28 protein-coding genes, 1 tRNA gene and 1 pseudogene are annotated in these 25,601 nt (G+C 64.5%); 11 read left to right on the plus strand and 19 right to left on the minus strand.

Features of this window, described 5'->3' with window-relative positions:
* Positions 1-286 precede the first annotated feature (286 nt).
* Both QOJ24_RS26760 and QOJ24_RS26765 read left to right on the plus strand, forming a co-directional pair.
* Positions 287-1,219 (plus strand): hypothetical protein, encoded by a 933-nt coding sequence (locus QOJ24_RS26760; RefSeq protein ID WP_526266621.1) that lies wholly within the window; start codon positions 287-289, stop codon positions 1,217-1,219.
* 147 nt (positions 1,220-1,366) lie between these two features.
* On the plus strand, positions 1,367-2,719 hold the full coding sequence (locus QOJ24_RS26765) for a lipase family protein (RefSeq protein ID WP_526266623.1): 1,353 nt from the start codon (positions 1,367-1,369) through the stop codon (positions 2,717-2,719).
* A gap of 89 nt (positions 2,720-2,808) precedes the next feature.
* On the opposite strand, the gene QOJ24_RS26770 is transcribed toward QOJ24_RS26765, so the two are convergent.
* The gene (locus QOJ24_RS26770; RefSeq protein ID WP_526266624.1) at positions 2,809-3,405 is read right to left on the minus strand and encodes a hypothetical protein; all 597 of its coding nucleotides are present in this window, start codon (positions 3,403-3,405) and stop codon (positions 2,809-2,811) included.
* A 179-nt stretch (positions 3,406-3,584) separates the two neighbouring features.
* On the minus strand, positions 3,585-3,848 hold the full coding sequence (locus tag QOJ24_RS26775) for a hypothetical protein (protein WP_526266626.1): 264 nt from the start codon (positions 3,846-3,848) through the stop codon (positions 3,585-3,587).
* Between the two features lie 72 nt (positions 3,849-3,920).
* On the opposite strand from QOJ24_RS26775, the pseudogene QOJ24_RS26780 reads away from it, so the two are divergent.
* A pseudogene (locus QOJ24_RS26780) lies at positions 3,921-4,064 on the plus strand (cytochrome P450); the annotation flags it as partial.
* Positions 4,065-4,110: 46 nt separating this feature from the next.
* On the opposite strand, the gene QOJ24_RS26785 reads toward QOJ24_RS26780, so the two are convergent.
* The 4 genes from QOJ24_RS26785 to QOJ24_RS26800 form a co-directional block, all read right to left on the minus strand.
* Positions 4,111-4,401 (minus strand): thiocyanate hydrolase, encoded by a 291-nt coding sequence (locus QOJ24_RS26785; RefSeq protein WP_526266662.1) that lies wholly within the window; start codon positions 4,399-4,401, stop codon positions 4,111-4,113.
* A gap of 86 nt (positions 4,402-4,487) precedes the next feature.
* Positions 4,488-5,198: a thiocyanate hydrolase subunit gamma gene (scnC, locus tag QOJ24_RS26790; RefSeq protein ID WP_526266628.1), complete on the minus strand. Its 711-nt coding sequence runs from the start codon at positions 5,196-5,198 to the stop codon at positions 4,488-4,490.
* 55 nt (positions 5,199-5,253) lie between these two features.
* Positions 5,254-6,093: an SH3-like domain-containing protein gene (locus tag QOJ24_RS26795; RefSeq protein ID WP_526266629.1), complete on the minus strand. Its 840-nt coding sequence runs from the start codon at positions 6,091-6,093 to the stop codon at positions 5,254-5,256.
* Positions 6,094-6,262: 169 nt separating this feature from the next.
* The gene (locus QOJ24_RS26800; protein ID WP_526266631.1) at positions 6,263-7,156 is read right to left on the minus strand and encodes a cyclopropane mycolic acid synthase family methyltransferase; all 894 of its coding nucleotides are present in this window, start codon (positions 7,154-7,156) and stop codon (positions 6,263-6,265) included.
* A 415-nt stretch (positions 7,157-7,571) separates the two neighbouring features.
* Between QOJ24_RS26800 and QOJ24_RS26805 the strand changes: the two genes are divergently transcribed.
* Complete coding sequence (locus tag QOJ24_RS26805) at positions 7,572-8,849, plus strand: cytochrome P450 (protein ID WP_526266632.1); 1,278 nt, start codon at positions 7,572-7,574, stop codon at positions 8,847-8,849.
* Between the two features lie 131 nt (positions 8,850-8,980).
* On the opposite strand, the gene QOJ24_RS26810 is transcribed toward QOJ24_RS26805, so the two are convergent.
* The 3 genes from QOJ24_RS26810 to QOJ24_RS26820 all read right to left on the minus strand — a co-directional run bounded on the left by QOJ24_RS26810 (position 8,981) and on the right by QOJ24_RS26820 (position 11,738).
* Positions 8,981-10,462 (minus strand): WS/DGAT/MGAT family O-acyltransferase, encoded by a 1,482-nt coding sequence (locus QOJ24_RS26810; RefSeq protein WP_526266633.1) that lies wholly within the window; start codon positions 10,460-10,462, stop codon positions 8,981-8,983.
* A complete protein-coding gene (locus tag QOJ24_RS26815) occupies positions 10,416-11,279 on the minus strand; it encodes an alpha/beta fold hydrolase (protein WP_526266634.1) in 864 nt (287 codons plus the stop codon). The genes QOJ24_RS26810 and QOJ24_RS26815 overlap by 47 nt, the downstream gene beginning before the upstream one ends.
* Before the next feature lie 195 nt (positions 11,280-11,474).
* The gene (locus QOJ24_RS26820) at positions 11,475-11,738 is read right to left on the minus strand and encodes a hypothetical protein (RefSeq protein WP_526266636.1); all 264 of its coding nucleotides are present in this window, start codon (positions 11,736-11,738) and stop codon (positions 11,475-11,477) included.
* A gap of 219 nt (positions 11,739-11,957) precedes the next feature.
* Here QOJ24_RS26820 and QOJ24_RS26825 point away from each other — a divergent pair, with 219 nt between their 5' ends.
* Complete coding sequence (locus tag QOJ24_RS26825) at positions 11,958-13,130, plus strand: fatty acid desaturase family protein (protein WP_526266637.1); 1,173 nt, start codon at positions 11,958-11,960, stop codon at positions 13,128-13,130.
* A gap of 84 nt (positions 13,131-13,214) precedes the next feature.
* Here the strand turns inward: QOJ24_RS26825 and QOJ24_RS26830 are convergent, their stop codons facing one another.
* Positions 13,215-13,589 carry a nuclear transport factor 2 family protein gene (locus QOJ24_RS26830; RefSeq protein ID WP_526266638.1) on the minus strand — a complete coding sequence of 125 codons (375 nt, stop codon included), beginning with the start codon at positions 13,587-13,589 and terminating at the stop codon, positions 13,215-13,217.
* A gap of 263 nt (positions 13,590-13,852) precedes the next feature.
* Here QOJ24_RS26830 and QOJ24_RS26835 point away from each other — a divergent pair, with 263 nt between their 5' ends.
* Positions 13,853-14,068: a hypothetical protein gene (locus QOJ24_RS26835; RefSeq protein WP_526266639.1), complete on the plus strand. Its 216-nt coding sequence runs from the start codon at positions 13,853-13,855 to the stop codon at positions 14,066-14,068.
* 49 nt (positions 14,069-14,117) lie between these two features.
* On the opposite strand, the gene QOJ24_RS26840 is transcribed toward QOJ24_RS26835, so the two are convergent.
* A tRNA-Tyr gene (locus QOJ24_RS26840) sits at positions 14,118-14,200 on the minus strand.
* Between the two features lie 138 nt (positions 14,201-14,338).
* On the opposite strand from QOJ24_RS26840, the gene QOJ24_RS26845 reads away from it, so the two are divergent.
* Complete coding sequence (locus tag QOJ24_RS26845) at positions 14,339-14,830, plus strand: YajQ family cyclic di-GMP-binding protein (protein WP_526266641.1); 492 nt, start codon at positions 14,339-14,341, stop codon at positions 14,828-14,830.
* Here QOJ24_RS26845 and QOJ24_RS26850 read toward each other — a convergent pair.
* From QOJ24_RS26850 to QOJ24_RS26860, 3 genes are read right to left on the minus strand one after another with little or no spacing between them, the layout of a single operon-like run.
* Positions 14,827-15,348: a lipoprotein LppJ family protein gene (locus tag QOJ24_RS26850; protein WP_526266643.1), complete on the minus strand. Its 522-nt coding sequence runs from the start codon at positions 15,346-15,348 to the stop codon at positions 14,827-14,829. The genes QOJ24_RS26845 and QOJ24_RS26850 overlap by 4 nt on opposite strands.
* 10 nt (positions 15,349-15,358) lie before the next feature.
* Positions 15,359-17,185 carry an alpha/beta hydrolase gene (locus QOJ24_RS26855; protein ID WP_526266644.1) on the minus strand — a complete coding sequence of 609 codons (1,827 nt, stop codon included), beginning with the start codon at positions 17,183-17,185 and terminating at the stop codon, positions 15,359-15,361.
* 6 nt (positions 17,186-17,191) lie between these two features.
* Positions 17,192-17,503, minus strand: a complete 312-nt coding sequence (locus QOJ24_RS26860; protein ID WP_526266645.1) for a WXG100 family type VII secretion target — start codon at positions 17,501-17,503, stop codon at positions 17,192-17,194.
* A gap of 152 nt (positions 17,504-17,655) precedes the next feature.
* Between QOJ24_RS26860 and QOJ24_RS26865 the strand changes: the two genes are divergently transcribed.
* Positions 17,656-18,681 carry an NAD(P)H-dependent glycerol-3-phosphate dehydrogenase gene (locus QOJ24_RS26865; protein ID WP_526266647.1) on the plus strand — a complete coding sequence of 342 codons (1,026 nt, stop codon included), beginning with the start codon at positions 17,656-17,658 and terminating at the stop codon, positions 18,679-18,681.
* A gap of 1 nt (position 18,682) precedes the next feature.
* Here the strand turns inward: QOJ24_RS26865 and QOJ24_RS26870 are convergent, their stop codons facing one another.
* Genes QOJ24_RS26870 through grcC1 form a run of 3 tightly spaced genes read right to left on the minus strand, consistent with a single transcriptional unit; the run spans position 18,683 to position 21,210 of the window.
* Positions 18,683-19,216 (minus strand): hypothetical protein, encoded by a 534-nt coding sequence (locus tag QOJ24_RS26870; RefSeq protein ID WP_526266648.1) that lies wholly within the window; start codon positions 19,214-19,216, stop codon positions 18,683-18,685.
* A gap of 49 nt (positions 19,217-19,265) precedes the next feature.
* Positions 19,266-20,144: a zinc metalloprotease HtpX gene (gene htpX / locus QOJ24_RS26875; RefSeq protein ID WP_526266649.1), complete on the minus strand. Its 879-nt coding sequence runs from the start codon at positions 20,142-20,144 to the stop codon at positions 19,266-19,268.
* A 58-nt stretch (positions 20,145-20,202) separates the two neighbouring features.
* Entirely contained in the window at positions 20,203-21,210 is a 1,008-nt protein-coding gene (gene grcC1 / locus QOJ24_RS26880; protein WP_526266651.1) for a nonaprenyl/(2E,6E)-farnesyl/geranylgeranyl diphosphat synthase, read from the minus strand.
* 21 nt (positions 21,211-21,231) lie between these two features.
* Between grcC1 and menJ the strand changes: the two genes are divergently transcribed.
* Positions 21,232-22,452 carry a menaquinone reductase MenJ gene (gene menJ, locus QOJ24_RS26885; RefSeq protein ID WP_526266653.1) on the plus strand — a complete coding sequence of 407 codons (1,221 nt, stop codon included), beginning with the start codon at positions 21,232-21,234 and terminating at the stop codon, positions 22,450-22,452.
* A gap of 81 nt (positions 22,453-22,533) precedes the next feature.
* Positions 22,534-22,965 (plus strand): GAF domain-containing protein, encoded by a 432-nt coding sequence (locus QOJ24_RS26890; protein WP_526266655.1) that lies wholly within the window; start codon positions 22,534-22,536, stop codon positions 22,963-22,965.
* 82 nt (positions 22,966-23,047) lie between these two features.
* On the opposite strand, the gene QOJ24_RS26895 is transcribed toward QOJ24_RS26890, so the two are convergent.
* A complete protein-coding gene (locus tag QOJ24_RS26895) occupies positions 23,048-24,103 on the minus strand; it encodes an alpha/beta hydrolase (protein ID WP_526266657.1) in 1,056 nt (351 codons plus the stop codon).
* 10 nt (positions 24,104-24,113) lie between these two features.
* Positions 24,114-24,806 (minus strand): demethylmenaquinone methyltransferase, encoded by a 693-nt coding sequence (locus QOJ24_RS26900; protein WP_526266659.1) that lies wholly within the window; start codon positions 24,804-24,806, stop codon positions 24,114-24,116.
* 70 nt (positions 24,807-24,876) lie between these two features.
* Between QOJ24_RS26900 and QOJ24_RS26905 the strand changes: the two genes are divergently transcribed.
* The coding region (locus tag QOJ24_RS26905; protein ID WP_526266661.1) for an SDR family oxidoreductase at positions 24,877-25,601 on the plus strand (725 nt) is incomplete at its 3' end.

Below are 25,601 nucleotides of genomic sequence, written 5' to 3' on the forward strand. Positions count from 1 at the left end.
AGACACCGGGTGGAGGGACTCGTCCGGACAGAATGCGGTAACGGCGAACTGTGCGTCACCGTCATCGTCGCCATGGGTGACGACGACAGTTACGACCAGTGCCAGTTCACCTCGACATTGCCTGATACCAGCGACCCGATCACCCTCAAGCATGGGTCGACGCTCACCCTGTTGACTGGAACCTGGCCTTGCGAAACGAGCTCATCGACTGAGCCAGAGCCGTCCGAGTCCGAGCCCCAGCCGACGGAGTCCACGCCCACGCCGACGGCAACCCAGACAGTGACGAATGTCAGACCAAGCGGCTGAGCCGACGCCGACGGCTTCGCCGTTCGCGGGCTTCTCCCGGCTCGTCCGGATCCTCGGTCAATTCATCGCACCGACGACCTTGCTTGCGGCGTTGCTCTTCTACTTCGGCTGGGCCCACGTGTACTGGTTCTTCGACTACTTCGGCGTCGACTCGTCCGTGCTCGCGCCGAGCACCCGCGAATACGTCATTCGAAGCGTGGACTCGCTGTTCATCCCGCTGATCGCCGTCGCGGTTGTCGGTCTGGCGCTGATGTGGGGCTACATCGCTCTGCCCGAACGGGTTCGGCGCGGTCCGAGTTCGCGAACGCACCTTGCCGTCCTCAGCACCGTCGTGGTGCTCGTGCTGCTCAACGGACTGAGTCGCCTCGTCATCGTCACTCCGCTCAACCGCGGCCTGTGCGTTGCGCCCATCTGTATCATCGTAGGTGTCGCCCTCCTGTGGTATCTGGTCCTGTTGCGCCGCAATCGATTACAGGAGAGACCTCCCACCGCGCGTCGTTCGGATGCGTCTCTGCTCTGCGAATGGGCGGTAATGTTCGTCCTCGTCGCAATGAGTCTGTTCTGGATCGCAACGGACTACTCAGTGGCCGTAGGTCAAACCCGCGCCCGGCAAGCCGCAGCCGAAATCCCAAACCGCCCGGCGGTGATTCTGTTCAGCGAGAAGGACCTCCATCTCGACGGGAGCGACATCCACCAGACGATCTGCGCGACGCCGCCGGGTTCCGAATCGGCATACCATTTCCGCTACAGCGGTCTGGTACTGCTCATCGAGATCGGCAACCAGTACGTGTTGCTGCCGCGGACGTGGGAGCGCGGCAACGGCACGGCGATCGTCCTGCCGTCGTCTGGCATCGGCGCGACGCGCTTCGAGTTCTCGACAACCAACGACTTCCAGCCCACTCCCACCTGCTGACGGCGACGCTCCTGCAGCTTCCTGCGCTATGCATCATTCTCGGCGAGACGACGAGAGACTCAGAGTCGCGCAGGATCGAGGGGGTGCCGGATCGACAGCCTGTCGCCATGCAGGGGTAGAGCGCGGAGTTCGGGGTACGTATCGCGTATGAACTCGAGCAGTGAGGGAGCTTGGGCCACAGGCGGGTGGTCCGGCGTTGCATCACATGAGCGCCTCGAGGACGGCACCCGCCCTTTGGTTCCTGGTGCCGACCCGTTCTATCAGCCGCCCTCGGGCTTTGAAGACGCAGAACCCGGTACCGTTCTGCGCTCGCGCGACGTACAGCTGGCTTTCCTGGGATTGATTCCGCAGCGGTTTCGCGCGACCCAGCTGCTCTATCGAACGACCGACATGAACGACGAGCCGTTGACCACCGTGACAACGGTGTTGACGCCGGCCGAGCACAATCCGGAGAAGCCCTGTCCGATCGTGTCCTACCAGTGCGCAATTGACGCCATGGCCGGCCGCTGCTTTCCCTCCTACGCGTTGCGCCGACACGCCAAGGCCGTCGGCGCGCTGGCACAATTCGAGCTGCTGCTCGTCGCCGCGGTACTCGCCGAGGGCTGGGCGGTGTCGCTCCCCGATCACGGCGGCCCAAAGGGCGTTTTCGGCGCACCGGTGGAACCTGGATACTGCGTACTCGACGGCCTGCGCGCCGCGCTCAAGTTCGCGCCGCTCAATCTGTCCACGTCCGACCCCATCGGCTTGTGGGGATATTCGGGCGGCGGCCTGGCTACCGCGTGGGCGGCCGAGATGTACGCCGGCTATGCGCCAGAGCTCAACATCGTCGGCGCCGTGCTGGGCTCCCCCGTCGGTGATCTCGGAAACACCTATCACCGTCTCAACGGCAAGTTCTTCTCCGGGCTGCCCACCATGGTGGTTGCCGCGCTGATGCACACCTATCCCGACTTCAAGAGAGTGATCGAGGAACGGGCCACCCCGGAGGGACAGGCGATGCTCGACCAGCTGAAGAAAATGACCACTGCCCATGCGGTGGCGCGGCTGAGGAAAAAGGACATGGCGACGATGCTTGACCGCCCGCTTGACGAAATTCTGGCGATGCCCGAGGTTCGACACGTCTTCGACAACATCCGACTCGGCGTTGCTGCACCGACTATGCCGGTGCTCATCGTGCAGGCCGCGCATGACCGGATCATCTCGGTCGACGACATCGATGCACTCGCAGACAGCTATGCCGCCGGAGGCACCGACGTCACCTATCACCGGGACAGGTTCTGCGAACACATCCTGCTGCACCCGATGTCTACACCCATGACGCTGAGGTGGTTGCGCGACCGATTTACTGGTCGACCTCCGGACTTGCACCGGAGGCGGACCACCTGGCCCACCCTGTTGAACCCGTCCACGTACCGCGGCATGGCCCGCCTGGCCCGGATCAGCGCCAGAGTGATCACCGGACGGCCCGTCGAGCGGCGTCCCCTTTCTCAGTTCGACAAATAGGCCACGTACAGCGTCGGACTGGAGGGCCTCATCGCTCCTCCTCGCCGCCCAGGCCCGGGAATCGATCGCTTGTGTCGTGGCGACTGGGATCATGAACTGTTCAAGGACGAGCGTGCGGGCAGCGCGACAACCAGACCGGCGTCCCATGCACGCTTCATCAGTGCGTTCACGTCTATGTGCAGGGCGGCGTCGAACTCGGGACCAGACATCAGATCTCGTACGTAACACAGCACCTGCTCGGCGACGACTTCGTCCACTCCGCCGACCCAGCCGATGAGGCGAGCACCGACGCTGACCGGATCGACGGTTGTACGGACATGTTGTTCCTGCAGCTGTTCGAGCTCAACAGTTACTACGCACGGGGGGTCGAGCCGCAACCGAAACCGTATCTGGACCTCAACCTCGCCGCGGTAGCGGACGATTTGTCCCGCGAGCCGCACGTCTATCCACAGCGCGATCGGCACGGTGATGATTTGGCGGCCGGAGTCGTCACAACATTTGTCGACGCAGACCTGACCGCGCGTTCCACGCGCCGATGCCGACGCCATCCCGCCAGGGCCGACGCGAAGAGGGCCGATGGTGAGATGATCGCCAACTAGACTCGCCACCACCTCGCCTACCCGGTCTGGCGGCGCCGCGGCGAGCAGCACGAGGTGGGTGAACTGTTCGGGGGTTAACTCAGCCAAGGGGCTTCCCTGTCCGCTCGACGATGATTCGGCGTTCATTCCGACACGAAGCTCGACAGCGGAGCCACCTCGTCGTGTAAAGAGTGGCAATCTCTATAAAGGGCACGACCGAAGGCCCCACGCTGGAAGTGGTCGGCTGTTGCTGGCATGGACAGTGTAAGAGTTCGCCGCTTAGCGCATCACATTTCGGCGCGGGAGCGCACCTCGCGCCGCAGGTCGATGACCTGCTTTTCCAGGTCGATCACCCCCTTGACGCACATCGCGCTCAGCGCGATGAGCTTCACGATCGCGGACCAACTCTTGCTCTTGCCGTTGAAGGACTCGTCAAGCTGCTCGAAATTTTCGACGAGCTCCTTCCCGACCACTGATTCGGGATCAAGAGCTATCCGTCTGATTCTGCTGAACGGCGAGAAATCTGGGATTTCTTCGGGTTCGGGCTCCATGTTGCGAGCTTAGTCCGGTCGCTTGGCCTCCCGGCTCGATCTCGTCTTCGACCCGGGGCTTCGATCTCCACCAGTGTTCCGCCGCTACTGAAAGTCGTCCGACCGGCGACCTTCCTGTTCGGTGCCGGCCAGGAGACCGTTACCAAGTTGCTGAGCTCCGCGGTCCAGATACTCGGCGACCTTCCTGCTGCGCGGACTCAGCGAGTTGCACATCGAATTCACGCCGGCACCCGGGTAACACCACCGGCGTGCACCAGCCTGGTCACTGCGCCTCGAGACGCGAACGGATCGAGGCGAGCCGCGCGCGAAGGTCGGCTTCGTCGATGAGTCCCCGCTTCAACAGCGAGTGCGCGAGTGAGACAAGCTGATTCTCCGGGTAGGGCAATTGGGCATACCGGTCGGCGGAAAGCTCGTCTTCCTCGTCGCGGCGCTGCTTGAACGTGAAATCCAGCACGTCCTTGGCGCGACACGATCGGTCCAGCGCATCGCACAGACCGTCCAGACTGGTCTTCCATGGCGGCAACGGGTTCTCGACACGGTACTTGGCCGTCATCGCGGGCCAGGTCTGCTCAGGCTTCGCGATCTCCGTCAGAACAGCGAATTCGTCGCCGCTGCCCCGGGTTTCGCCGACCACCGCGGTCACGCTTCGATCGGCCGGATCGCCGCACGGACCAACGGGGTGACGTTCGTCGTGACACCTGGCCGAGGCAGGGCCACCCCGATGAGGCAGTCGCGGGTGATGATTTCGGTCAGCTGGTCCTCGGTCCACCCATCGGTGCCCTCCGGACGCATCGGCATGACCATGAAGCGGTGCTTCTGGTTGGAATCCTCCACCCGCACCTCCACGTCGTCGGGCAATTGGAGACCGAACTCGGAGAGCACCTGGCGTGGCCAGCGAACGATGCGGCGCCGATAGTTCGGCGTGCGGTACCACTCCGGTGAGTTGCCCAAGATTGGACGGGGGTAGCACGAGCAGAGTGCGCACACGATGACGTTGTGCACGCTCGGGGTGTCGGCGAGGATCTTGAACGCCACAAAGTCGCTAGGAGTGCCGAAGCCGGTTGGTTCGAGCCAGTCGATGCCGACCTCCTTGGCCGCGGCCACGGCATCGGAGATCGCGAGCTTCTTGAAGTCATCGTCCAGCCAGGCCTTGGCGACCAGACGCGCTCCGGGAGTCGGCCCGATGTGCTCGGCATACTCGGTGAACAGGCGGTGGTCCTCGGCGGTGAAAAGCCCCTTCTCGATGCACAATTCGCGCAACGCGATCTCGAGCACCTCGAAATCGGTGATCTCATCCACCATCGGCTTGACGGTTCGCGAATGATCGTGATCGTGACCGTGCTCGGACATAGACGCAAAATTCCTTTCGATCAAGCCTGACTGCGGTTGGGCAACGCAAACTCTGTCAACCGACGGCTTCCAGCCAGCGCTCAGGGATCTCGGTCTGCAGAGTGTCGTTCTTGGGACCGGTGTAGCTGTCCCAAAGCTCAGCCTGGTTGAACCGCACGATGTAGAACCACTCCGATTTGGCGTCCTCGCGGTCCCAGGCCTCGTCTTCGGGAGCCGGGCTTTCGTACGTCACCTCAGCGATCGTCCCCTCGGCGCCGCGGCAGTATTCCGGCGTGCGGGTGTAGAACATCGCGGGCAGATCGCGCACCTTCACCTTGTCGCCGACGTTGAACTTCGCCACGCCGGCCTGACCCACGAAGCACTGGGGGTCACCGACTCCGGCGGCTTCGAGGTGATGCTTGTTGCGATTGACGCCGGAGCCATCGCCTTCGAACTTCGGCTTAGCCTGCGGGCGTTGGCCGTTCAAGCCACCGGCGTAGCGCGCCTGCACCTCTGCCAGCCGATCGGTCAGCTCACCCCACGAAATGTGCTTCTTCTCCATCAACAACCGGCCGACCGACCAGAGCCAGCGACTGTAATACGGAAGACCCAGATAGATGGCGCGCCCGACGTCGACATTGGCCAGCCGCCGTCGTTCCTCGGAGACCCAGATACCCCGCATCCCGAGGACCTCGCAGAGCACGTAGGTCATCAGTTCCCACTGCTCTTCTTCCTTGTTCTCGTAGGGGTGCGGGTAGTCCAGCTCGCCGCCCACGTCGTGCGAGGTCTTCATGTAGGCGAGGTAGTGGTCGTGGGTGATCATGTCCGGAGTCGGCCATTCCGGAACTTCGGGATAAATCGTCTTCAGGCGCGAAACAAGGGCCAGTTGTTCGGCCCGTTCGGCAGCATCAGTCACGGCGACCTACTTCCGCATGGATGTCATCTACCAGATCAGCAGGGCTCAAAAATATCATCGGCGCAGCAAAAGCACTGCGAAGTCGGGGATTTCGTGGGTCGTTTACTACATCGGACAAAGGCGCTTGTAGACCTCGGCGTTAATTATTTTGGTCGCGCCCTGATGGCGGTCAGCCGCCTTTCACCAAAGTGAACTGGCATACGTCGATGTAGCCGTCACGGAACAGGTCAGCGCAACCGGTGAGGTACTTCATGTAACGCAGGTAGACCTCTTCGGATTGAACCGCGATCGCCTGCTCTCGGTTGCTCTGCAGCGTCGCCGCCCAGATGTCGAGCGTTCGGGCGTAGTGCGGCCGCAGCGGCTGGACGCGGTCCACCCGGAAACCGGCTTTGACTGCGTGTTGCTGGACCTGGGCGACCAACGGCAGCTCCCCGCCGGGAAAGATCTCGTCCATGATGAACAGGATGAACTTCAGCAGCTTCGCCGGTAGCTTCAGTCCCCGCTTCTGGACCTCTTCCATACTCGCTCTGACGATCGTATGCAGCAGCATCACGCCGTCGGGAGGCAGCACGGAGTGGGCCATGCTGAAGAAGTCGTCGTAGCGAGCTTTACCGAAGTGCTCGAACGCGCCGATCGACACGATCCGGTCGACCGGTTCGCGAAACTCCTCCCACCCCGCCAAGAACACCCGCCGGCTGCGCGTGCTGTCGATTGCGCGGAACACCTTGTCAACGGCGACGGCCTGGTTCCTGCTCAGGGTCAAGCCGACGACGTTGACGTCGTATTTCTCCACGGCACGCCGCAGTGTGGCACCCCAGCCGCAGCCGATGTCGAGCAGCGTCATGCCAGGCTGCAGCCCTAATTTTCCCAAAGCCAGGTCGATCTTGGCGATCTGGGCCTGCTCCAGAGTCATGTCGTCGCGCTCGAAGTAGGCGCAACTGTAGGTCTGGGTCGGATCGAGGAAGAGCCGGAAGAACTCATCGGACAGGTCGTAGTGAGCCTGGACGTTCTCAAAATCCGGCCTCAGACCGGTCCCTCCCCCACCCGCGGTAGCTGCAGCCATGGCGCGAGATTATTCGCCCAGCCCGCATCGACGCAATAGCGGCGACGATAGCTCCAGTATGCGCACAAAGACGTGATCTCCGAGGCACTGGCGATGGCGGCGCGGATTCGTGCGCGAGTCGTGGCGGAGTGACAACTCGCGCTGAATCAAACGTCCGCTCAAGAAGCAGAAGGGCCTCTGACCTTGATGCAGGTGCATACGCGCGCCTGCCACGTCGGTCACCGATTGTCTGCGGTACGGCGGTCGGAACGACCGTGTCCCGTCCAGCGCAGGACCTGCAGCCGCGACCGCTCGCAGAGAACCCGGTTCAGGTCGCCTCGGCGCTATCCGTCGGTGTGCTCAGTGCACCACTGGCGAGTGAACATGGTGCAGGCATACCGTCGCGCTTGGACCGCCGCCAGGCGACGATGGTCACATGACGTCCTCTTCGGCATCGCGTTCGGGCGCTGTCTCCGACGGTCGTCCGCGTGACGTTCGGATATGGCGGCGGGCGATGGGCGGCGCGAAGACGCCGAGCGACGTGCCGGTGTACCGCGCCGATTTGTACTCCCAAGCCGCTATTCGCGATCCCTACCCGCATTACGCAACCATGCGGGCCCTTGGTCCCGTCGTATGGCTACCGAAGCAGAGGTTGTACGCGATTCCGCGATACGCCGAGGTGAAGGACGTGCTCCGCGACGCCGATACGTTCCGTTCCGCCGGCGGCGTGGCGCTGAACCCCATCTCACGCACCGTCGGCAGGCGGAGCTTTCTGATGCTGGATGGCGCCGAGCACGACCGCGTCCGAAAGCTCTCGGCCCATCGGCTGATGCCGCGAGCATTGGGTCCGCTGCAAACCCAGATAGAGGACTTGGCCGAGGAGACGGTGCGTGCTGCCGTGGCGAACGGCAGGGTCGACGGCGTCGGGGATATCGCGTTGAGACTTCCGCTGTCGGTGGTTCCCGACCTTGTCGGGTGGCCCGAAGGTGGACGCGAGCACCTGGTCGCGTGGGCCGGTGCCACTTTCGATCTGCTTGGGCCGTTCAACAGTTTGGCCGTGCGGTCGTCTGGCGACGCATTGTCGATGCTGGCGTTCGTGCATCGGCTTGCCCGTCGGCGCAACGTGATTCCAGGCAGTATGGCGCACGAGGTGGTGCAGGCGATCGAAGAGGGCGCGATGAAGCAGTCGCAACTTCCTTCGGTCTTCATCGATTATCTGGCACCCTCCATCGACACGACGGCAAGTGCGATCGCCGCGGCACTGTGGCTGTTCGCTACCAATCCGGACCAATGGCAGCTACTGCGGCACGACACTGCCCGGATACCGAATGCGGTAAACGAAGTCGTTCGGATGGAATCGGCGGTCAGGGCGTTCGGACGCCGCGTCGAGCGTGATACCGAGATCACGGGGACGCGAATTCCAGCAGGCTCACGGGTGCTGGTCATGTTCGCGTCGGCGAACCGCGATGACCGTGTTTGGAGCGACCCTGACCGCTTCGACATCACGCGCGACGCTTCCCGTCAGCTCGGCTTCGGGCATGGAGTTCACGCGTGCGCTGGCCAAGGTCTGGCACGGATGGAGATAGAAGCGATGCTGCGCTCATTGCTTCGACATGTTGAACGCATTCAGCTCGATGGCACGCCAGAGTTGGCTCGCAACAACGTGATTCGCCGCTTCGAAAGCCTGCCGCTGCACCTCGCCCCCAAGGGTTGACGGTAGTACAGCATTAGGGCGACCACGCGCCGAGGGAAAGCAGTGGCCAGCCGAGCGTCCGCCTATTCGGGCGACATCCCCTCGGGTGAAAAGTAACGATTGCAGCGGCGGAAGGGATCTGGCCGCTGAGCCTACGGCGTGGTCCTGGCGGAGGAGTCTGTCGCTTCCCGCAACCTGGTAAACGCGTCCACGAACGCGTCGGTCACTTCGTGTGTGTCGTTGAGTATTGCGGCGTCGGAAATCACCGAGACGCTGAGCTGGTCGACATAGCTCCACACGGTCACATTCAAGGCGGCACCCGCTGCAAGCGGTCCAACCGAATAGAACTCGGTTACCACTGCGCCGGCGATGCAGCCATATTCCCGTGGTCCGGGAACGTTGGAAACAATCAAATTGAACAGCTTGTTGGGCGCTTCCCTTCGTGACATCCAACGAAAGACTGTGCGCGTGAGTGTCGGCGGCACGAACTCCAGCCAGCGGCCCACCAGGGTGGGGCCTAGGAGTTGATGATCTTCCTTGGCGATGCGCGTCGACGTGCGGATCAACCGAAGCTGCTCCATCGAATCGTCGATGTGAACAGGCAACGAGACCAGCATCGTGGCCAGCGCGTTGCCGGCGATCCGCTCCGGCGAGGTGTCGGTAGTTGCGGGCACTGAGGCGATGAGCGGCGCGTTGGCGTCCTCTCCGTACATGAGGAGCAGACGTCTCAGCGCGCCCGCGACGGTGGTCAGAACCAGGTCGTTGATCGTTACGTCGAGCTTCTTGCTGATCGCTTTGACGTCGGCGAGCGGCAGCGTAGCGCTGGCAAAAGTTCTTGCCGCGGTGGGTTTCCGATTGAAGAAAGTGGGCGGCGGCTTGAAGCGGCCGGCAAGATCAGGATCGCGACGGCGTTGCCGCACTCTACGCTGCAACCGGTAACCACCGACCACTCCGTCTCGCACCGCTGACGGTAGGGTTCGGAACCGCGAAACGTGGTCGCGTGCCGCGAAAAGCAGGACATCGCGTGTCGTTGGCGGCGGGAGATCCTTCGGCGTTTGATCATGCGGTGCTTCACCGCCCGGCCATTCCATCGCGCGCGCCAAGAGATTGGCTGATGCGACGCCGTCGGCCAGGACGTGATGCACCTTGCCGATCACCGCAATTCGATTGTCGGACAGCCCTTCGGCGTAGTGAAACTGCCACAGCGGACGACGGCGATCAAGCGGCTCGCTTGCTATCGCGCCGATCACGGCGTCGAGCTCTCGCCGTCCTCCAGGGGCAGGCACCTGCACCTGCCGAAGGTGGTAGTCCAAATCGAGCTTGGCGTCTTCACGCCAGATCGGGCGGTGTAGACGCAACGGCGTCGACACCAACTCGTAGCGCAGCGGGAGAAGAAGTGGCAGCTTGGCAAGGAATACGTCGCGGAACGCCTCGAACGTCGGCTCGCCCTCGAAGCCATTGGTGTCGACGATCGCGACCTTGAGGGTGTGCTGATGGACGTTGGGGGTTTCGCTCGATAGCAGCAGCACGTCCCAACCACTAAGCCGCTTCACCCCACTCTTCCCCTCGCATTGGTCGCGAATTCGCCTATTCGGCCATCCGCTCCGTGCGGCGCGACGCAGGGAGCCGGCCATGTACCGATTCAATCGCTCGGCGCAGACCAGGAACGAACGCGGCCGGCTGCAAGGTGCAACCGGCGTGACCCGCGTCGACAGGCACCATCTCGGCGTTTGGGATCTGGCTTGCCAGCCACTTCTGCCGTCGCACGCCGAAGGCGCGATCCTTCATCGTCACCACCACGGCTGTGGGGACATCGATTTCGCCCACCCAGTTCGTCGAATCGAAACGGACCACTTCGGCGATCGCACGGGTGATACTGCCCGGCGACGTGGAGCGGATTTGGCCCAGAACCCATTGGTGATCGCGGAAGTATCCATGGTTGGCCGCCTTCGCGGGCTCGCACAGGCGTGGCGCGGGACTGACGGCCTCGATCAGTGCTGCGAACACTCCGGTGGCGACCCGCTCGTAAGCTGCTCGGCTAACTGCTGCCGCTGCGGCGCACAGCACCAGGCCATCGACCCTCTCCCGGTGGCGCTTCCAAACAAGTTGGGCGACGAGCGATCCCATGGAATACCCGACCGGCACGAAGCTGGGAATGTCGAGGACGTCGGCCAGGGCAGCGACATCGTCGGCGCAGTCCTCCAGCAACATGCGCGGCGGCAGAATTCCTTGGCCATGACACCGCTGGTCGAAGACCACAACCCGGCCGAACTCGCGCACCGCTTCCAACGCGGGATACCACGTCACCAGACCGGTGCAAGCCAGGGAGTGCAGCAGCACGTACGTCGGCCCATCGCACGGGCCGGAATCATAAACGTACGTGCTTCCCCGACCCGGAAGGTCGACGGTCGTACCATCCGGGATGTGGCCGACCGAAGCCAACGCGGGCACCGGCAACCGCGGTATCGGGAGCGCTCGAGGACGCCAGAAACCTTCGATAAAGCTATTGAAACATGTTTCAGAACGACGCGAGAAACGCGCCCAGTCGTGTGGACGCGACCATTCCCGCAAGTAGCGGCCTGCCGCCGGCTCGGTCGATGATCGCAGGATTGTCAGCTCAGCAGGTCGGGTCGGCGGCTTCGCGCATCATGTTCCGGCCCGGGAGCGCACCTCGCGCCGCAAGTCGATGACCTGCTTCTCCAGGTCGATCACCCCCTTGACGCACATCGCGCTCAGAGCGATGAGCTTCACGATCGCGGACCAACTCTTGTTCTTGCCCGTGAAAGATTCGTCAAGCTGCTCGAATTTTTCAACAAGCTCCTTACCGACCACGGATTCGGGATCAAGAGCTATCCGCCTAATTCTGCTGAACGGCGAGAAATCCGGGATTTCTTCGAACTCGGGCTCCATGTTTCGAGCCTAGCCCGGTCGCTGGGCCTCCCGGCTCGATCTCGTCTTCGACCGGAGCTTCCATCTCCACCAGGGCCCGTCTGATTTTTTTCCCTCGTTGTGGGTAGTGAGTAGATAGCTTCACTCCTTCAGCCCGTGGGAGTTGTTCACGGCGGCTGTGCTGGTCGAGATTGCGCAAGCCGGGGACTCCAAATCGCGCCTGAAAGGGTTTGACAGACGATGGCCATCACCGATGTCGCTGACTTCGCTCATCTCAGCGTCGCAGAGCTGGAGGCACTCGCCGCCGATCTTGAGGGAATCCGCCGTGATGTCGAGCAGTCGTTAGGCGCAAATGACCGGGCATATATTCATCGCACGATCGCATTTCAGCGTGGCCTCGAAGTCGCTTCGCGCCTCGTGATCGGCTTGAGCAAGGGCAAGGTCGGATGGGTGCTGGGAACCACAGCGCTCGCCGCGGCGAAGAGCATCGAGAACATGGAACTCGCTCACAACATCGGCCACGGTCAATGGGACTGGATGAACGACCCGGAAATACATTCAGGTACCTGGGAGTGGGACATGGTCGGCCCATCGTCGCAGTGGCGCTACTCCCACAACTACCGCCACCACGTCTTCACCAACGTTGTCGGCATGGACGAGGACCTCGGATACGGAGTCATGCGAGTCACCCGCGACCAGACGTGGAAGCCAAGTCATCTGACGCAGCCGCTACGGAACCTGTTGATGGCCCTCACCTTTGAATGGGGCATCGGCCTGCACGACCTGTACTCCGAGAAGCTGCGCGCTACAACCGATGCCGACAAATCAACTCACACCAAAGCCTTCGTCCGCAAAATCGCCCGCCAGGCCGCCAAGGACTACGTACTATATCCGTCGCTCAGCGGCCGGCGGTGGCGGCGTACCGCCACAGCCAACGTGACGGCCAACTTGATGCGCAACATTTGGGCCTACGTGGTGATCTGCTGCGGGCACTTCGCGGACGGCGCCGAGAAATTTGTCGCTGCCGCACTGGTCGACGAGACGAAGCCAGAATGGTATTTGCGCCAAATGCTGGGTACGGCGAACTTCAAGGCGGGGCCCTTGTTGGCGTTCATGAGCGGGAACCTCTGCTATCAGATCGAACATCACCTCTTCCCCGATCTTCCGAGCAACCGTTACGCGGACATCGCCCGGCGGGTGAAAGCTGTGTGCGTCGCCTACGATCTGCCCTACACGACCGGTCCGCTGGTCCGCCAATACCTGCTCGCGCTTCGGACGATCATGAAGCTGGCCCTTCCGGATCGTTTCCTCACCGCCACTTCTGACGACGCACCTGAGACAGCGTCCGAGGGAAGGTTCCGCCAGAGCGAAAACGCTCGACCGTCGAACACGACGATGCGGCGAGCGTGCTGAAGACCGACTGATATAGCGGCGAATGCAGCGGATCGTGTCCGTCATCGTCGCGACGAAGGCTGTGCTTATCGGTTTGGCGACCGCTTACTTGGTGCCGAAGACCCGCTCCATCATGGCGGTGTCCGAGAAGTTTTCAGCTCTTACGACTTTCCCGTCGCGGAAGGTGTACAAGTCGGCGCTCTGAGCCGTTTCGCCGCCGGCCCTGACTTCGGTCAGCACGACCACCTCGTCGTCGTCGGCGATGAACCGGTTAGGGGTGGTTGCGAAAGACTTCTCCGCCAGCTTCGCGAAGAACTCACCGACTTCGGCTTTGCCGTGATACGTGCCGCTGATCGCGCTGTTGCCCGGTTGGACCCACTCGATGTTGTCATCAAGGTCCCGCATAGCCCCTTCGGCGTCTCCGGAGGAGAACGCGGCGTAGCCCTTGTTCAACGTCTCGATGTTCTGGTCTTTTGACATCTTTACCTTCTTCGATGGGGTCTCGCGCCAACCACAGTTGGAGGCGGTCGGTCGGTCGAGACGGGGGCCAGAGTACGACTGGGTGCTTGCTGACGGAGTTAAATGAGCAGAGTCGGCGGCATTCCCGTAATTGCCAGCTCTGACAATATTGGACTGCTCGCAGCACTCCGCGAACCGGCCAGAAGCGGAGAACGAGGACCTAAGAGCCGAATCACTGTGGTCAACGGAGGGTTTCGGTCCCGCGCTCATGGCACGCTCGAAATATGGCATTCACCGTGTACCTCTCGGCAGACGAGGGCATTTTTCATGAGTACGGAGACGAGGACAGGTACGAGCTGTCCGCCGCGCGCACGTTGGTTGTCAGACCTGCGGACGGGGCCGAGACCTACACGTATGCCCAATGGGTCTATTTGAAGGCTGATACCGACCACACTGCGGGAGGCCCGAAGTCCGGCTCGGGGAAAGCAACATTCATCTAGCGCGGCCTTAAGCGGCCCGCCATGACCCCGACAGCGGCTGAGACCTCGGTGGCAGGTGCAGGATTCGAACCTGCGTAGGCGTAAGCCGACGGATTTACAGTCCGCTCCCATTGGCCGCTCGGGCAACCTGCCATTGTGCGACTAGCAGGGTACAACGAGGACGCGCTATGCACGAAAACGGCCGAGATCTACCTCGCACTTTGTCTGCGAAATGTCGGTTTCGGCGTCGTGGGATAGTACTTACGAGCACAACGAGAGGAGGCCAACGCAATGGCGGATTCAAGCTTCGATGTCGTCAGCAAGGTCGACCGCCAGGAGGTCGACAACGCCCTCAACCAGGCCGCCAAGGAACTGTCCACCCGATTCGACTTCCGCGGCACCGACACCCATATCGAATGGCAGGGCGAGGAGGCCATCACCATCACCTCGTCCACCGAGGAGCGCACAAAGGCCGCCATCGACGTGTTCAAGGAGAAGTTGATCCGGCGCGACATCTCGATGAAGGCCTTCGACGTCGGTGACCCGCAGGCGAGCGGCAAGACCTACAAGGTCAGCGGCACCATCAAGCAGGGCATCTCCAGCGAGGACGCCAAGAAGATCACCAAGCTCATTCGCGACGACGGCCCCAAGGGCGTCAAGACGCAGATCCAGGGCGACGAGGTCCGGGTGAGCTCCAAAAAGCGCGACGACCTTCAAGCTGTGCAGGCCTTGCTGAAGAAAGCCGACCTCGACGTGGCGCTGCAGTTCGTCAACTACCGCTAGTTCACCAGCCGGTCGGTGACGTTAACGCTGGCGCCGTCTTTGTGGTCGTCCATGTTGCGGCACTCACCGAACACGTGCACATAGCCGTCTTCGCGCGCGACCGGGTTCTGGCCGATGACCGCAAACACGGTGTCGGTGTGGATGGCGGTGCCGAACGGGTTCCTGCCCGGCGGCGGTCCGTCGTACCAGCCGTTGCCCTGCTGCACCATCGTCTTGGCGATCTGTTCGAAGTACTTCTTCGGCTCGATGTCGTCCGGAATGCGGAAGCCCATCTCGAGCCTGCCCCGGTACGGCGGCTCGCCCTGGTCGTTGCACGCCTCGAATCCGACGCCGCCACTCACGTCCTGGAGCGCGGCCACAGCGACGATGGTCTTGGCGGGGTCGACGACCTGCTTGATGGTGTCCTCGTCGGACTGCGACTGCACCGGCTCCGGCGGTGGCGTCGACGGCTTGTCGTCATGGGGGAACATCGAACAGCCTCCTAACACCAGTGCGAGCCCGAGCAACGCCGCACTCATCTGAAATCTATTAGAAAGCATGGTTTTTGGTCACTGACTCCGATGGACGACCGGTTTCGGGATCGATGTATGCGGGCGATCCCGGTATGTCGAAGCCTACGGGCGGCAACTCGATCTTTCCGCCGAACGGCAGCTCGATCTCGGTCGGCAGGTCGACGTGCGGCTGGCGGCGACCGTCGGCCAGCAGCCCCTCCGCCCCCAACTCGCCGCTCTCGCCGGTGGCGATGTAGGTCATGGCACGCAGGGATTCGCTACCCATGTCGTAGTAATGCGAATGGTCGTTCGGGTTGATGCCGTCGCGACCGGCGACCTCCGCGTCGAACCGGATCGAGCCGAACTGGTCGCCTGCGGGGTCCAGCCCGAGGCCCGCGTTCAGCCCCACCGGATAGTGCAGTTCGCGGTTCAGATAGTCGTGGAGATACTCCGGCGCCGTTCCGATGTAGCTGACCGGGTCCGTCGACGCAGAGCCGACGTAGACGTTTCCGCCGTCGAGGTGGAAATCGGCGGCACTGCGGGCCAAATCCGTTCCCGGACAACCAATGAGGACAGCGTCGTTGGCGTGCATGCCAGAGTCGGCGAAGGCGTCGGCGACCGTCGTCGACCCGTAGGAATGTCCGATCACCGTCACATGCTGTTGTGGGTCCTGATGGGTGCTCCACAGCCCGTTGACGTCGGCCGCCAATACCTTGCCGCCCGCGCGTGCAAGGTCGGGGTTGGCGACACGAGTGTCGCTGAAGCCGTCCGGCGCGTCGTAGCCCATCCACGACATCACCGAGTGCGTGCCGTTCGGGTCGGCCGCGTTGGCCTGGTCCCAGAGGTTCATGGCGTCGTTGTGGCCGTCGCTGAGCCAGCCGCCTTTTACGCTGCTGCTCGTGCCAGGGACGATGACCGTCGTGTTGTCGGCGTAGTCCGGGTTGCCGATCGCGATGGCGGCGCGGCCCTGACCGCCGTCGGCGAGCGGTTCGTACTTCCACAGCATGACGGGCCGCTGACGGGACGGGTCGGGGTCGTCGCCGCGCTGATGGTACATGCCCTGCTGAACCTTGATCGCGTTGTTGTAGCGCGTGACATCGTCCGCCGAGAGGCCGTAGAAGCCGGGGTTCGCCAACACCTGCTCATTCGAAGCGCCGTGCTGCGCAGCGGTATCCGAGATCCTGGTCAGGTCGTCGGCGTGCACTTGCTGGTTGATCGTGTCGCGCGCGGCCGCGGGAATTCCGTTGAGGTTGCCCAACTCTGCCGGATGTTCGGCGATCAGTCGCTCACGGTCCTTCTGGCTCAACGACTTCCACCAGTGCTTCACATCCTCGGTGGTGGCGCCCGGCGGTGGCAGCGGTATCGGTCGCGCCTCTGGCGGCACGTCGACCACATCGTCGGCCTGGTCCATCGCCGCGGCCAACTGCTGATCGACCGTATTCGCTTGGGCGAGCACCTGTTGGATCGCCTGCTGCAGCACCTGCGCGTTGTGCCAGTCGTTCGCCGTGGTCATGCTTCCCGGCACGGGACGGACCGTGCCGGCCACCGGATCGACGATCATGCCGCAGTCACGGGCCATGTTCAGCACCTGTTGCAGATTTTCCTTGACCACCTGGACATTAACCGCCGCCGCATCGGCCGAGCGCGCCGCCGCCAGCGCTGCGTCGGCGTCCCTCATCAACGCTTGCCGGGTCTTCCCGAGCGCCTGCTTGGCTTCCTGGGAGCCGGGACCCGTCCAGTCCGGAAACGTCGGCAGCTCGTTGGCGATGTCGATCGACGTCTGCGCGCGAGTGCGGGCGGCGTCGCCGACCTCGCGGACGGCATCGGGATCCCAGCGCGCTACATCATCGATCGTCAGCGACATGGCGGCCTACAGGCTTGTGGGGTCCACAGAAGCGATCATGTCGCGGTTGTTGTCCTCGGTCCTGGCGTAAGCCGCTGCGGCACTCGACAACGCGGCGGCCTGCGAGGCCAGTACTCGATACAGCTCGGCCGTCGTGGTCTGCCAGCGTTGAGTTTTGGAGTCGATCGCCCGCGCCGACTGGCCGACCAGACCGGGCTGCGCGTCGTCGGCCGCCGCCACCGACGACGCGTGGCCGGCCCGGAGTTGGTCTGCGTGTTCGCGGACACGCTCGGCGGCGCGAGCCAAGTCCTGCGGATCGACCCTGATCGGTTTCGGCACCGGGAGCCTTTCTGCCAACTGGCAATCGACGCTACCAGCGGCGCACTGGGCCCTTCGGCACCAATTCGGGCGCACCAGCTAACTTCGGCGCAGCGGCGACGCAGTTCGTCAACTGCCAGTGAAACGGCATGCGTCGGCAATACGCTGATGCCATGGCACCTGCTCAACGCGAACCCAAAGTCGTCGTACTCGGTGGAGGCTCCTGGGGCACCACCGTCGCTTCCATCTGCGCGCGGCGCGGGCCGACATTGCAATGGGTGCGCTCCGAGGAGACCGCCAACGACATCAACGAGAAGCACCGCAACACCAAGTACCTCGGCGACGAAGTCGAGTTGGCGTTGACGCTGCAGGCCACCACCGACTTCTCCGAGGCGGCCGAGTCTGCCGACGTGATCGTGATGGGTGTGCCGTCGCACGGCTTCCGCGGCGTGCTGACCGAGCTGGCCAAGGAACTGCGGCCGTGGGTGCCGGTGGTGTCCCTGGTGAAGGGCCTCGAGCAGGGCACGAACTACCGGATGAGCCAGATCGTCGACGAGGTACTGCCGGGGCACCCCGCCGGCATCCTGGCAGGTCCGAACATCGCCCGCGAAGTCGCCGAGGGATACGCCGCGGCGGCCGTGCTCGCGATGCCGGACCAGCATCTGGCGGCCAACCTCGCAAACCTGTTCCGCACGCAGAGATTTCGCACGTACACCACCGACGACGTGGTCGGCGTCGAGATGGCGGGTGCGTTGAAGAACGTCTACGCGATCGCCGTCGGGATGGGCTACTCGCTGGGCATCGGCGAGAACACCCGCGCGATGGTGATCGCCCGCGCGCTACGGGAGATGTCGAAGCTGGGCGAGGCGATGGGCGGGCACCGCGACACCTTCGCCGGCCTCGCGGGCATGGGCGATCTGATCGTCACGTGCACCAGCCAGCGCAGCCGTAACCGCCATGTCGGCGAGCAGCTGGGGGCGGGCAAGACGATCGACGAGATCATCGAGTCGATGAACCAGGTTGCCGAGGGCGTCAAGGCCGCGAGCGTGGTCATGGAGTTCGCCAACGAGTACGGCCTGTCCATGCCGATCGCGCGCGAGGTCGACGGCGTCGTCAACCACGGTTCGACCGTCGAGGAGGCCTACCGCGGCCTGGCCGCCGAAAAGCCCGGGCACGAGGTGCACGGCTCGGGGTTCTGAGCTAGTTGAAGTAGGGGTTCGTTCCCTCGGGCCGGTCCACCAGCGGGTTGACCTCACCGACGATCCAACTGCCCGCGGGAGCGATCACGAAGCCCGCCTGGTTCTTGCTGTCCACACATGTGGTCAAGGCGCCGTCGGTGCCACAGCTCAGAGTCTGGAAGCTGATGCGCGAGTTGGCCGGAAGCGGTTTGACCTCACCCGCGCTGGCGAACGGGTTGGCCGCCACGTTGGAGAAGACCGGCACGCCGCCCATCGCCCCGCTGACCATGTTCGCGCCTTCGGGTCCGCCGGGGATCGGGCCGCTGCAGCCGTATCCCCCTGAGCGCTGCACCATGCACGTCAGCCCGTCGGGTGTGGTGAACGCGTAGGCCGAGTCACCCAGCACCGAGAACTCCGACGGCTTCACCGGCGCGTAGCCGTTTACGTTGGGCGGCGGCGGCGGGGCGGGCGGCTCGTTCGGGTCGGCGGCGGCGACACCCGGTGCACCGACCAGAGCCGCTGCCGCAGCGCCCGCAAGGATCGTTCTGCTCAGCATCGGCACAGCCTATGTGGTGCGGACGCGAGGAGCACACCTACCGACAGGCTCAGTACTGGCCGGGGCCGCGGCCCGCCATCTCCTCCAGCCGACGGATCCGCTCCTCGATCGGCGGGTGCGTGGAAAACAGCTTCCCGACCTTCTCGCCTGCGCGGAACGGGCTGGCGATCATCAGGTGTGCCTGGTCGGCCAGCTGCGGCTCCGGCGGCAACGGCGCCTGCTGCACCCCGCCGCTGATTTTGCGAAGCGCCGACGCAAGGGACAGCGGGTCGCCGGTCAGCTCGGCGCCGGACTGGTCGGCCTGGTACTCGCGCGACCGGGACACCGCGAGCCGAATCACCGTCGCGGCGATCGGTCCCAACAGTGAAACAAGCAGTATGGCAAAGGGATTCGCGCCACCCTCGCGGTTTCCGCCGAACATGCTGGCGAAGAAAGCCAGGTTGGCTATCGCGGTGATCACCGACGCCATCGCGCCGGCTACACACGAGATCAGGATGTCGCGGTTGTAGACGTGTGACAACTCATGGCCGAGCACCGCTCGCAGTTCCCGCTCGTCGAGTATCTGCAGGATCCCGGTCGTGCAGCACACCGCCGCATTGCGGGGGTTGCGGCCCGTCGCGAACGCGTTGGGGTTGGCCGTGTCGCTGATGTACAGCCGCGGCATCGGCTGATGTGCAGTAGTCGCCAGTTCGCGGACAACTTTGTACATGAACGGCGCCTGAACCTCGGTGACCGGCTGGGCGTGCATCGCGCGCAACGCCAGCTTGTCGCTGTTGAAGTAGACGTAGACGTTCATGCCGATCGCGAACAACACGGCCAGAAACATGATGTTCCTGCCGAACATTGCACCGACGGCGACGATCAGCCCCGAGAACAACGCCAGCAGGAGGAATGTCTTGGCCGTGTTGGCACCCGAATGCCAGCTCATCAGCGTCCTCCTGGAAGGTCTTCGCTTCTCCAACGCTCCGACGGCCGTCGGGGGTTCCTCAGCCGTGGCGGTTGACGGTGTAGTCGACCAGCGATGCCAGCGCCTGCCGACCCGGCCCCTCCGGCAGATTGTCCAGTTCGTCGCGGGCCTGCCTGGCGTAGCGCACGACGGTCTCCTTGGCCTGCACCATGCCGTGCGACCTGCGCAGCAGGTTCAGCGCCTCGGCCAGTTCGTCGTCGTCCTCGACCGGGCCTGCCAGCAGTTCGCGCAGCCGGTCGGCGTCGTCACCCGTTTCGCGCAGCGCGTAGAGCACCGGCAGGGTGTGCACCCCTTCTCGCAGGTCGGTGCCGGGCACCTTGCCGGATTCGTCGGGGTCGCTGTCGATGTCGATGATGTCGTCGGAGATTTGGAACACTGTGCCGACGATGCCGCCGAGCCTGCTCAGCCGCTCGATCTGCTCCTCGTCGGCGCCGGAGAATGTGCCGCCGAACCGGCCGGACGCCGCGATCAGGCATGCGGTCTTCTCGTACACCACCTTGAGGTAGTGCTCGACGGAGTCCACATGGTCGGCTGAGCCGCGGGTCTCGCGCATCTGGCCGGTTACGAGCTGGGCGAATGTCTCGGCGATGACCCGCACAGCGTCCGGGCCGAGCCGCGAGACCAGCCGCGAGGCCGTCGCGAACAGGTAGTCGCCCGCCAGGATCGCGATGTTGTTGCTCCACCGGGCGTTCGCGCTCGGGGCGCCGCGCCTCACCTGGGCCTCATCCATCACGTCGTCGTGGTACAGCGTGGCCAGGTGGACCAACTCGATGACGGCGCCCGCGACGGTGACCTGCCAGTTGTCTGGGTCGGGGCCCAGCTGCGCGGACAGCACCGTGAACAGCGGGCGGAAACGCTTGCCGCCTGCCTGGAACAGGTGCTGGACGGCCTCTGCCATCAGCTCGTCGGCTTTGCCCAGCTCAGTGGACATCAGGTCCTCGATGCGGGCGACGCCGTCGCGCACTTCCTGCGCAAAGGCGGGGTCCCCGAAGTCCACGCCCGCGACCACGCTCGCCGGTGTCCTCACCCTGCCAACATACTGGGATACATGAACATCAGGGCTGACGTGGTCGTGGTCGGTGCCGGCCCCGCCGGATCAGCCGCCGCTGCGTGGGCCGCCCGCAGCGGCCGCGACGTGCTGGTGATCGACTCCGCCCAGTTCCCCCGCGACAAGGCGTGCGGCGACGGCCTGACCCCGCGGGCGATCGCCGAGATGCAACAGCTCGGCCTCGGGCCGTGGCTCGAGGGCCGCATCGCCCACCACGGGCTGCGGATGTCGGGCTTCGGCACCGAGGTCGAGATCCCGTGGCCCGGCGCGTCGTTCCCGAAGGTCAGTAGCGCGGTGCCCCGAACGGAACTCGACGACCGCATCCGGATGGTCGCCGTCGACGACGGCGCGAAGATGATGCTGGGCGTCAAAGCCGTTGAGGTGGAACATGATTCGGCAGGACGTGTTTCTTCGGTGTTGCTGGACAGCGGCGCCGAGGTCAGTTGCGGGCATCTGATCGTCGCGGACGGAGCGCGGTCGACGCTCGGGCGCGTACTGGGTCGGCAATGGCATAAGCAGACGGTGTACGGCGTGGCGATTCGCGGGTACATCGCGACACCGCGCGCCAGCGAGTCGTGGATCACGTCGCACCTGGAGCTGCGGTCGCCCGATGGTGAGTTACTGCCGGGCTACGGATGGATCTTCCCGCTCGGCAACGGCGAGGTGAACATCGGCGTGGGCGCGTTGGCGACGTCGAAACGACCCGCGGATGCGGCGCTGCGGCCACTGATGTCCTACTACGCGTCACTCAGACGTAATGAATGGGGCTTCGAGGGCGAGCCGCGGCTCGGGTTGTCGGCGCTGCTACCCATGGGCGGCGCGGTGTCCGGCGTGGCCGGGCCGAACTGGATGCTGATCGGCGACGCCGCCGCCTGCGTCAACCCGCTCAACGGGGAGGGCATCGACTACGCCCTCGAGACCGGCAGGCTGGCCGTCGAAATGCTCGATACGGGTGATCTGACGTCTGCATGGCCTGCGCTCCTGCAGCAGCACTATGCGCGCGGGTTCTCGGTCGCGCGCAGACTCGCCCTGCTGCTGACCTATCCGCGCTTCCTTCCCGCGACGGGTCCGCTCGCGATGCGGTCCACGTTCCTGATGAACATCGCGGTGCGGGTGATGGCCAACCTCGTCACCGACGAGGACGCGGACTGGGTCGCGCGGGTGTGGCGGCGTGCGGGCGGGGGCTCCCGGCGGCTGGACCGCAGGCCGCCGTTCAGCTGAGTTGCACCGCGAGCGTGCGTGTTTGTACGCGACACGCCGCTAATTCACGTGCAAACGCGCACGCTCGGCGACGATAAGGGCATGACGACCGCCGTCTATCGAGCGCCCTTGCGGTCGCGCCGTGATGATATCGATGTGCGGGCGACGATCGAGCGAGCATTTGCCCGCGGAGTGTGCGGGTTCGGCGAGCCTGTTCACGACGGCCGCCGCGCGCGCCGCGTCGAGCGGTTCGCCGAAGTTGACGACGGTTCGTTCGTTTGGACCCGCGACGCGGACGGGCTGTATTGGCTTGGTCGCATCGTCGGCCCGTACTTCTACGACGCCAGCGACGACGCAGCCGCCGTCGATCTAGTTCACGTGCGTGAATGCGATTGGCTACCAAAGCCATTGCTCGAGCCGGCCGTGCCCGCAGCCGTCGTTGCCACCTTCCGCCGCGGTGGCCGCAACTTCCAGCAGACGCACGACGCCACCGTCGGCGCCGAAAGCCAGCGGCTCTGGGACGAACTCAGCTAGCCGCGAGCGTGCGCAGTTGTACGCCCGGGCGCGGCGTGTCGTGTGCAAACACGCACGCTCGCGGTGCAGAAGTGAGAAGAGGCTAGGCGAGGGACTTTGCGAAGCCGCTGACGTCGCGGATGGTGGCGGCGAAAACATCGGGCAGATAACCGCCGAGCAGCAGGTCGCAGCCGTGCCCCGTGCCGACCACAACGCGGCCGACCGCGGGCACGCCCGCGCGGACCAGCCTGCGGTAGTAGAGCAGGCCCTCGTCGCGCAGCGGATCGATCTCGTTGACCGAAATCACATGCGGCGGAAGCTCACTCAACTCCTCATCGGTGGCCCAGCCCGCATAACAGGCACCGTCCTGTGAGTTCTCACCGGTCGGGTCGTAGACGGCAGCGGCGAGTCCCATGATCTCGCGGGTGAGGAAGTACCCGTCGCACTCCCTCAGCGACGGCAATTCGTCGGGTTGCTCGTACCAGCGCCCTGATAGAAACGGGCACTGGGCGTAGGCGCCCGCGATCTCGTTCAGCCAGCCCTCGCGCTTCGCCTTGTGCAAGGTGGTCAGCGTCAGGTTCCCGCCGCCGGATTCACCGCACGTGATCAGATGGCTGATGGCCAGATCCGCGCGGTTGGCATAGGCCCATCGGATCGCCGACGCGCAGTCGTTGAGCCCCGCAGGGTACGGGTGCGGGCCGAGCCTGCCACCCGCGTTGCGGAATTCCACGCCGATGACCACAAGCCCTGTGGCAGCGAGGTTTTCGCGGGCCCGGGTGTAGCTCAGATCGGTCACGCCGTTGATGGTCATCCCGCCGCCGTGGAAGTGCACGACCCCGGGCAACTCGCCTGCGGCGGGGATCGGGTGGGTGATGTACAAAGCGATCTCGTTGCCGTCGACGCCGGTGATCGTCGTCGTCATGGTGGCGATGCCGGTCGGCCTCGGCAGGGTCTGCGCCAGCTCCTCGAGCACCCGGCCCATCCGCTTCTCCGTCGCCGCGACCGCGGCCAGCCGCTCCGCCATCGGCGCATCGGGCGTCGCCGACGGAAGCGGCATGTGCCCGTCGAGCCCGAACTGCGCCAGCGCCTTCACCATCCGCGGATCGGCCCGCAGATCCATGCCGATGGTGCAACTGGGATCCGTGAGCCGACCGGGCATCTCGCGAACCCTAGCGCGAGGGTTTCACGGCGGCGTGCAAAGCAACGATGCCCCCGCTCAAGTTGCGCCAGCGCACCGCCGACCAACCGGCGTCTGCGATCTTGTGCGCCAGTTGCGCCTGATCCGGCCACGCCCGAATCGATTCGGCCAGATACACATAGGCGTCCGGATTCGACGACACCTTTCGCGCGATCCGCGGCAGCGCCTGCATCAAGTACTCCTTGTAGGCGGTAGCGAACAGCGTGTTCGTCGGCGTCGAGAACTCGCACACCACCAGCCGCCCGCCCGGTCGCGTCACGCGGGCCATCTCACGTAGCCCCGCCGCGTGGTCGACGACATTGCGCAGCCCGAAGCTGATGGTCACCGCGTCGAACACGCCGTCGGCGAACGGCAGCCGCGTCGCATCACCCGTGACCTTGGGCACGTCGCGACCTCCACCGGCGGCGAGCATCCCGACCGAGAAGTCGGCCGCCACACACCAGGCTCCCGACCGCGCCAGCTCGACCGTCGACACCGCGGTGCCCGCCGCCAGGTCGAGCACCTTGTCGCCGGTACCGATGCGCAGCGCCGACCTCGTCGCGCGCCGCCAGAACCGGTCCTGCCCCAGCGACAGCACGGTGTTGGTCAGGTCGTAGCGCTGCGCCACGGCATCGAACATCGACGCCACTTCGCGTGGGTCCTTGTCCAGCGATGCCCTGCTCACGTCCGCGACGCTACCTGTCAAGTTCCGTAGAGCGGGAATGCCCACCGCGATACCGGGCATTGGTAGAGGCATGGCTGAAAAAGTGTGGTTCATCACCGGGACGTCGCGTGGTTTCGGCAGAGAATGGGCGATCGCTGCCCTCGACCGCGGCGACAAGGTGGCCGCGACCGCGCGCGACACCGCGACCCTGACCGACCTGGCCGAAAAATACGGCGACGCCCTTCTGCCGATCCAGCTGGACGTGACCGACCGCGACGCGGACTTCGCCGCGGTCAAACGGGCTCACGACCACTTCGGCCGGCTCGACGTCGTCGTCAACAACGCAGGCTACGGGCACTTCGGCTTCATCGAGGAGCTGTCCGAGCAGGAGGCGCGGGCCCAGATCGAAACAAACGTTTTCGGGGCGCTGTGGGTCACCCAGGCCGCCCTGCCGTACCTGCGGGCACAGCGCAGCGGCCACATCCTGCAGGTGTCGTCGATCGGCGGCATCACCGCATTCCAGAACGTCGGCATCTACCACGCGTCGAAGTGGGCGCTCGAGGGGTTCTCCCAGTCGCTGGCGCAGGAAGTGGAGCCGTTCGGGATCCACGTCACGCTGATCGAGCCCGGCGGATTCTCCACGGACTGGGCCGGCCCGTCCTCCAAGCGCTCGACGCCTCTGCCTGACTACAAAGAGGTGCACGAGGCCGCCGACAAGGTGCGTGCACAGCGGACGTCGAAGCCAGGCGATCCCGCCGCATCGGCGGCCGCCGTCCTCAAGATCGTCGACGCACCGAAGCCGCCCCTGCGGGTGTT

Origin of the sequence: Mycobacterium sp., from assembly GCF_032159775.1 — a bacterium.
GTDB lineage: Bacteria > Actinomycetota > Actinomycetes > Mycobacteriales > Mycobacteriaceae > Mycobacterium.

What these genes read in the sequence shown, in the direction of transcription:
- QOJ24_RS26760 (WP_526266621.1), top strand. Translation starts at nt 287, where the DNA reads ATGTCAGACCAAGCGGCTGAGCCGACGCCGACGGCTTCGCCGTTCGCG.
- QOJ24_RS26765 (WP_526266623.1), top strand. Translation starts at nt 1,367, where the DNA reads ATGAACTCGAGCAGTGAGGGAGCTTGGGCCACAGGCGGGTGGTCCGGC.
- QOJ24_RS26775 (WP_526266626.1), bottom strand. Translation starts at nt 3,848, where the DNA reads ATGGAGCCCGAACCCGAAGAAATCCCAGATTTCTCGCCGTTCAGCAGA.
- QOJ24_RS26785 (WP_526266662.1), bottom strand. Translation starts at nt 4,401, where the DNA reads ATGACGGCCAAGTACCGTGTCGAGAACCCGTTGCCGCCATGGAAGACC.
- scnC (WP_526266628.1), bottom strand. Translation starts at nt 5,198, where the DNA reads ATGTCCGAGCACGGTCACGATCACGATCATTCGCGAACCGTCAAGCCG.
- QOJ24_RS26800 (WP_526266631.1), bottom strand. Translation starts at nt 7,156, where the DNA reads ATGGCTGCAGCTACCGCGGGTGGGGGAGGGACCGGTCTGAGGCCGGAT.
- QOJ24_RS26805 (WP_526266632.1), top strand. Translation starts at nt 7,572, where the DNA reads ATGACGTCCTCTTCGGCATCGCGTTCGGGCGCTGTCTCCGACGGTCGT.
- QOJ24_RS26810 (WP_526266633.1), bottom strand. Translation starts at nt 10,462, where the DNA reads ATGGCCGGCTCCCTGCGTCGCGCCGCACGGAGCGGATGGCCGAATAGG.
- QOJ24_RS26820 (WP_526266636.1), bottom strand. Translation starts at nt 11,738, where the DNA reads ATGGAGCCCGAGTTCGAAGAAATCCCGGATTTCTCGCCGTTCAGCAGA.
- QOJ24_RS26825 (WP_526266637.1), top strand. Translation starts at nt 11,958, where the DNA reads ATGGCCATCACCGATGTCGCTGACTTCGCTCATCTCAGCGTCGCAGAG.
- QOJ24_RS26830 (WP_526266638.1), bottom strand. Translation starts at nt 13,589, where the DNA reads ATGTCAAAAGACCAGAACATCGAGACGTTGAACAAGGGCTACGCCGCG.
- QOJ24_RS26835 (WP_526266639.1), top strand. Translation starts at nt 13,853, where the DNA reads ATGGCATTCACCGTGTACCTCTCGGCAGACGAGGGCATTTTTCATGAG.
- QOJ24_RS26845 (WP_526266641.1), top strand. Translation starts at nt 14,339, where the DNA reads ATGGCGGATTCAAGCTTCGATGTCGTCAGCAAGGTCGACCGCCAGGAG.
- QOJ24_RS26850 (WP_526266643.1), bottom strand. Translation starts at nt 15,348, where the DNA reads ATGAGTGCGGCGTTGCTCGGGCTCGCACTGGTGTTAGGAGGCTGTTCG.
- QOJ24_RS26855 (WP_526266644.1), bottom strand. Translation starts at nt 17,185, where the DNA reads ATGTCGCTGACGATCGATGATGTAGCGCGCTGGGATCCCGATGCCGTC.
- QOJ24_RS26865 (WP_526266647.1), top strand. Translation starts at nt 17,656, where the DNA reads ATGGCACCTGCTCAACGCGAACCCAAAGTCGTCGTACTCGGTGGAGGC.
- QOJ24_RS26870 (WP_526266648.1), bottom strand. Translation starts at nt 19,216, where the DNA reads ATGCTGAGCAGAACGATCCTTGCGGGCGCTGCGGCAGCGGCTCTGGTC.
- htpX (WP_526266649.1), bottom strand. Translation starts at nt 20,144, where the DNA reads ATGAGCTGGCATTCGGGTGCCAACACGGCCAAGACATTCCTCCTGCTG.
- menJ (WP_526266653.1), top strand. Translation starts at nt 21,232, where the DNA reads ATGAACATCAGGGCTGACGTGGTCGTGGTCGGTGCCGGCCCCGCCGGA.
- QOJ24_RS26890 (WP_526266655.1), top strand. Translation starts at nt 22,534, where the DNA reads ATGACGACCGCCGTCTATCGAGCGCCCTTGCGGTCGCGCCGTGATGAT.
- QOJ24_RS26895 (WP_526266657.1), bottom strand. Translation starts at nt 24,103, where the DNA reads ATGCCCGGTCGGCTCACGGATCCCAGTTGCACCATCGGCATGGATCTG.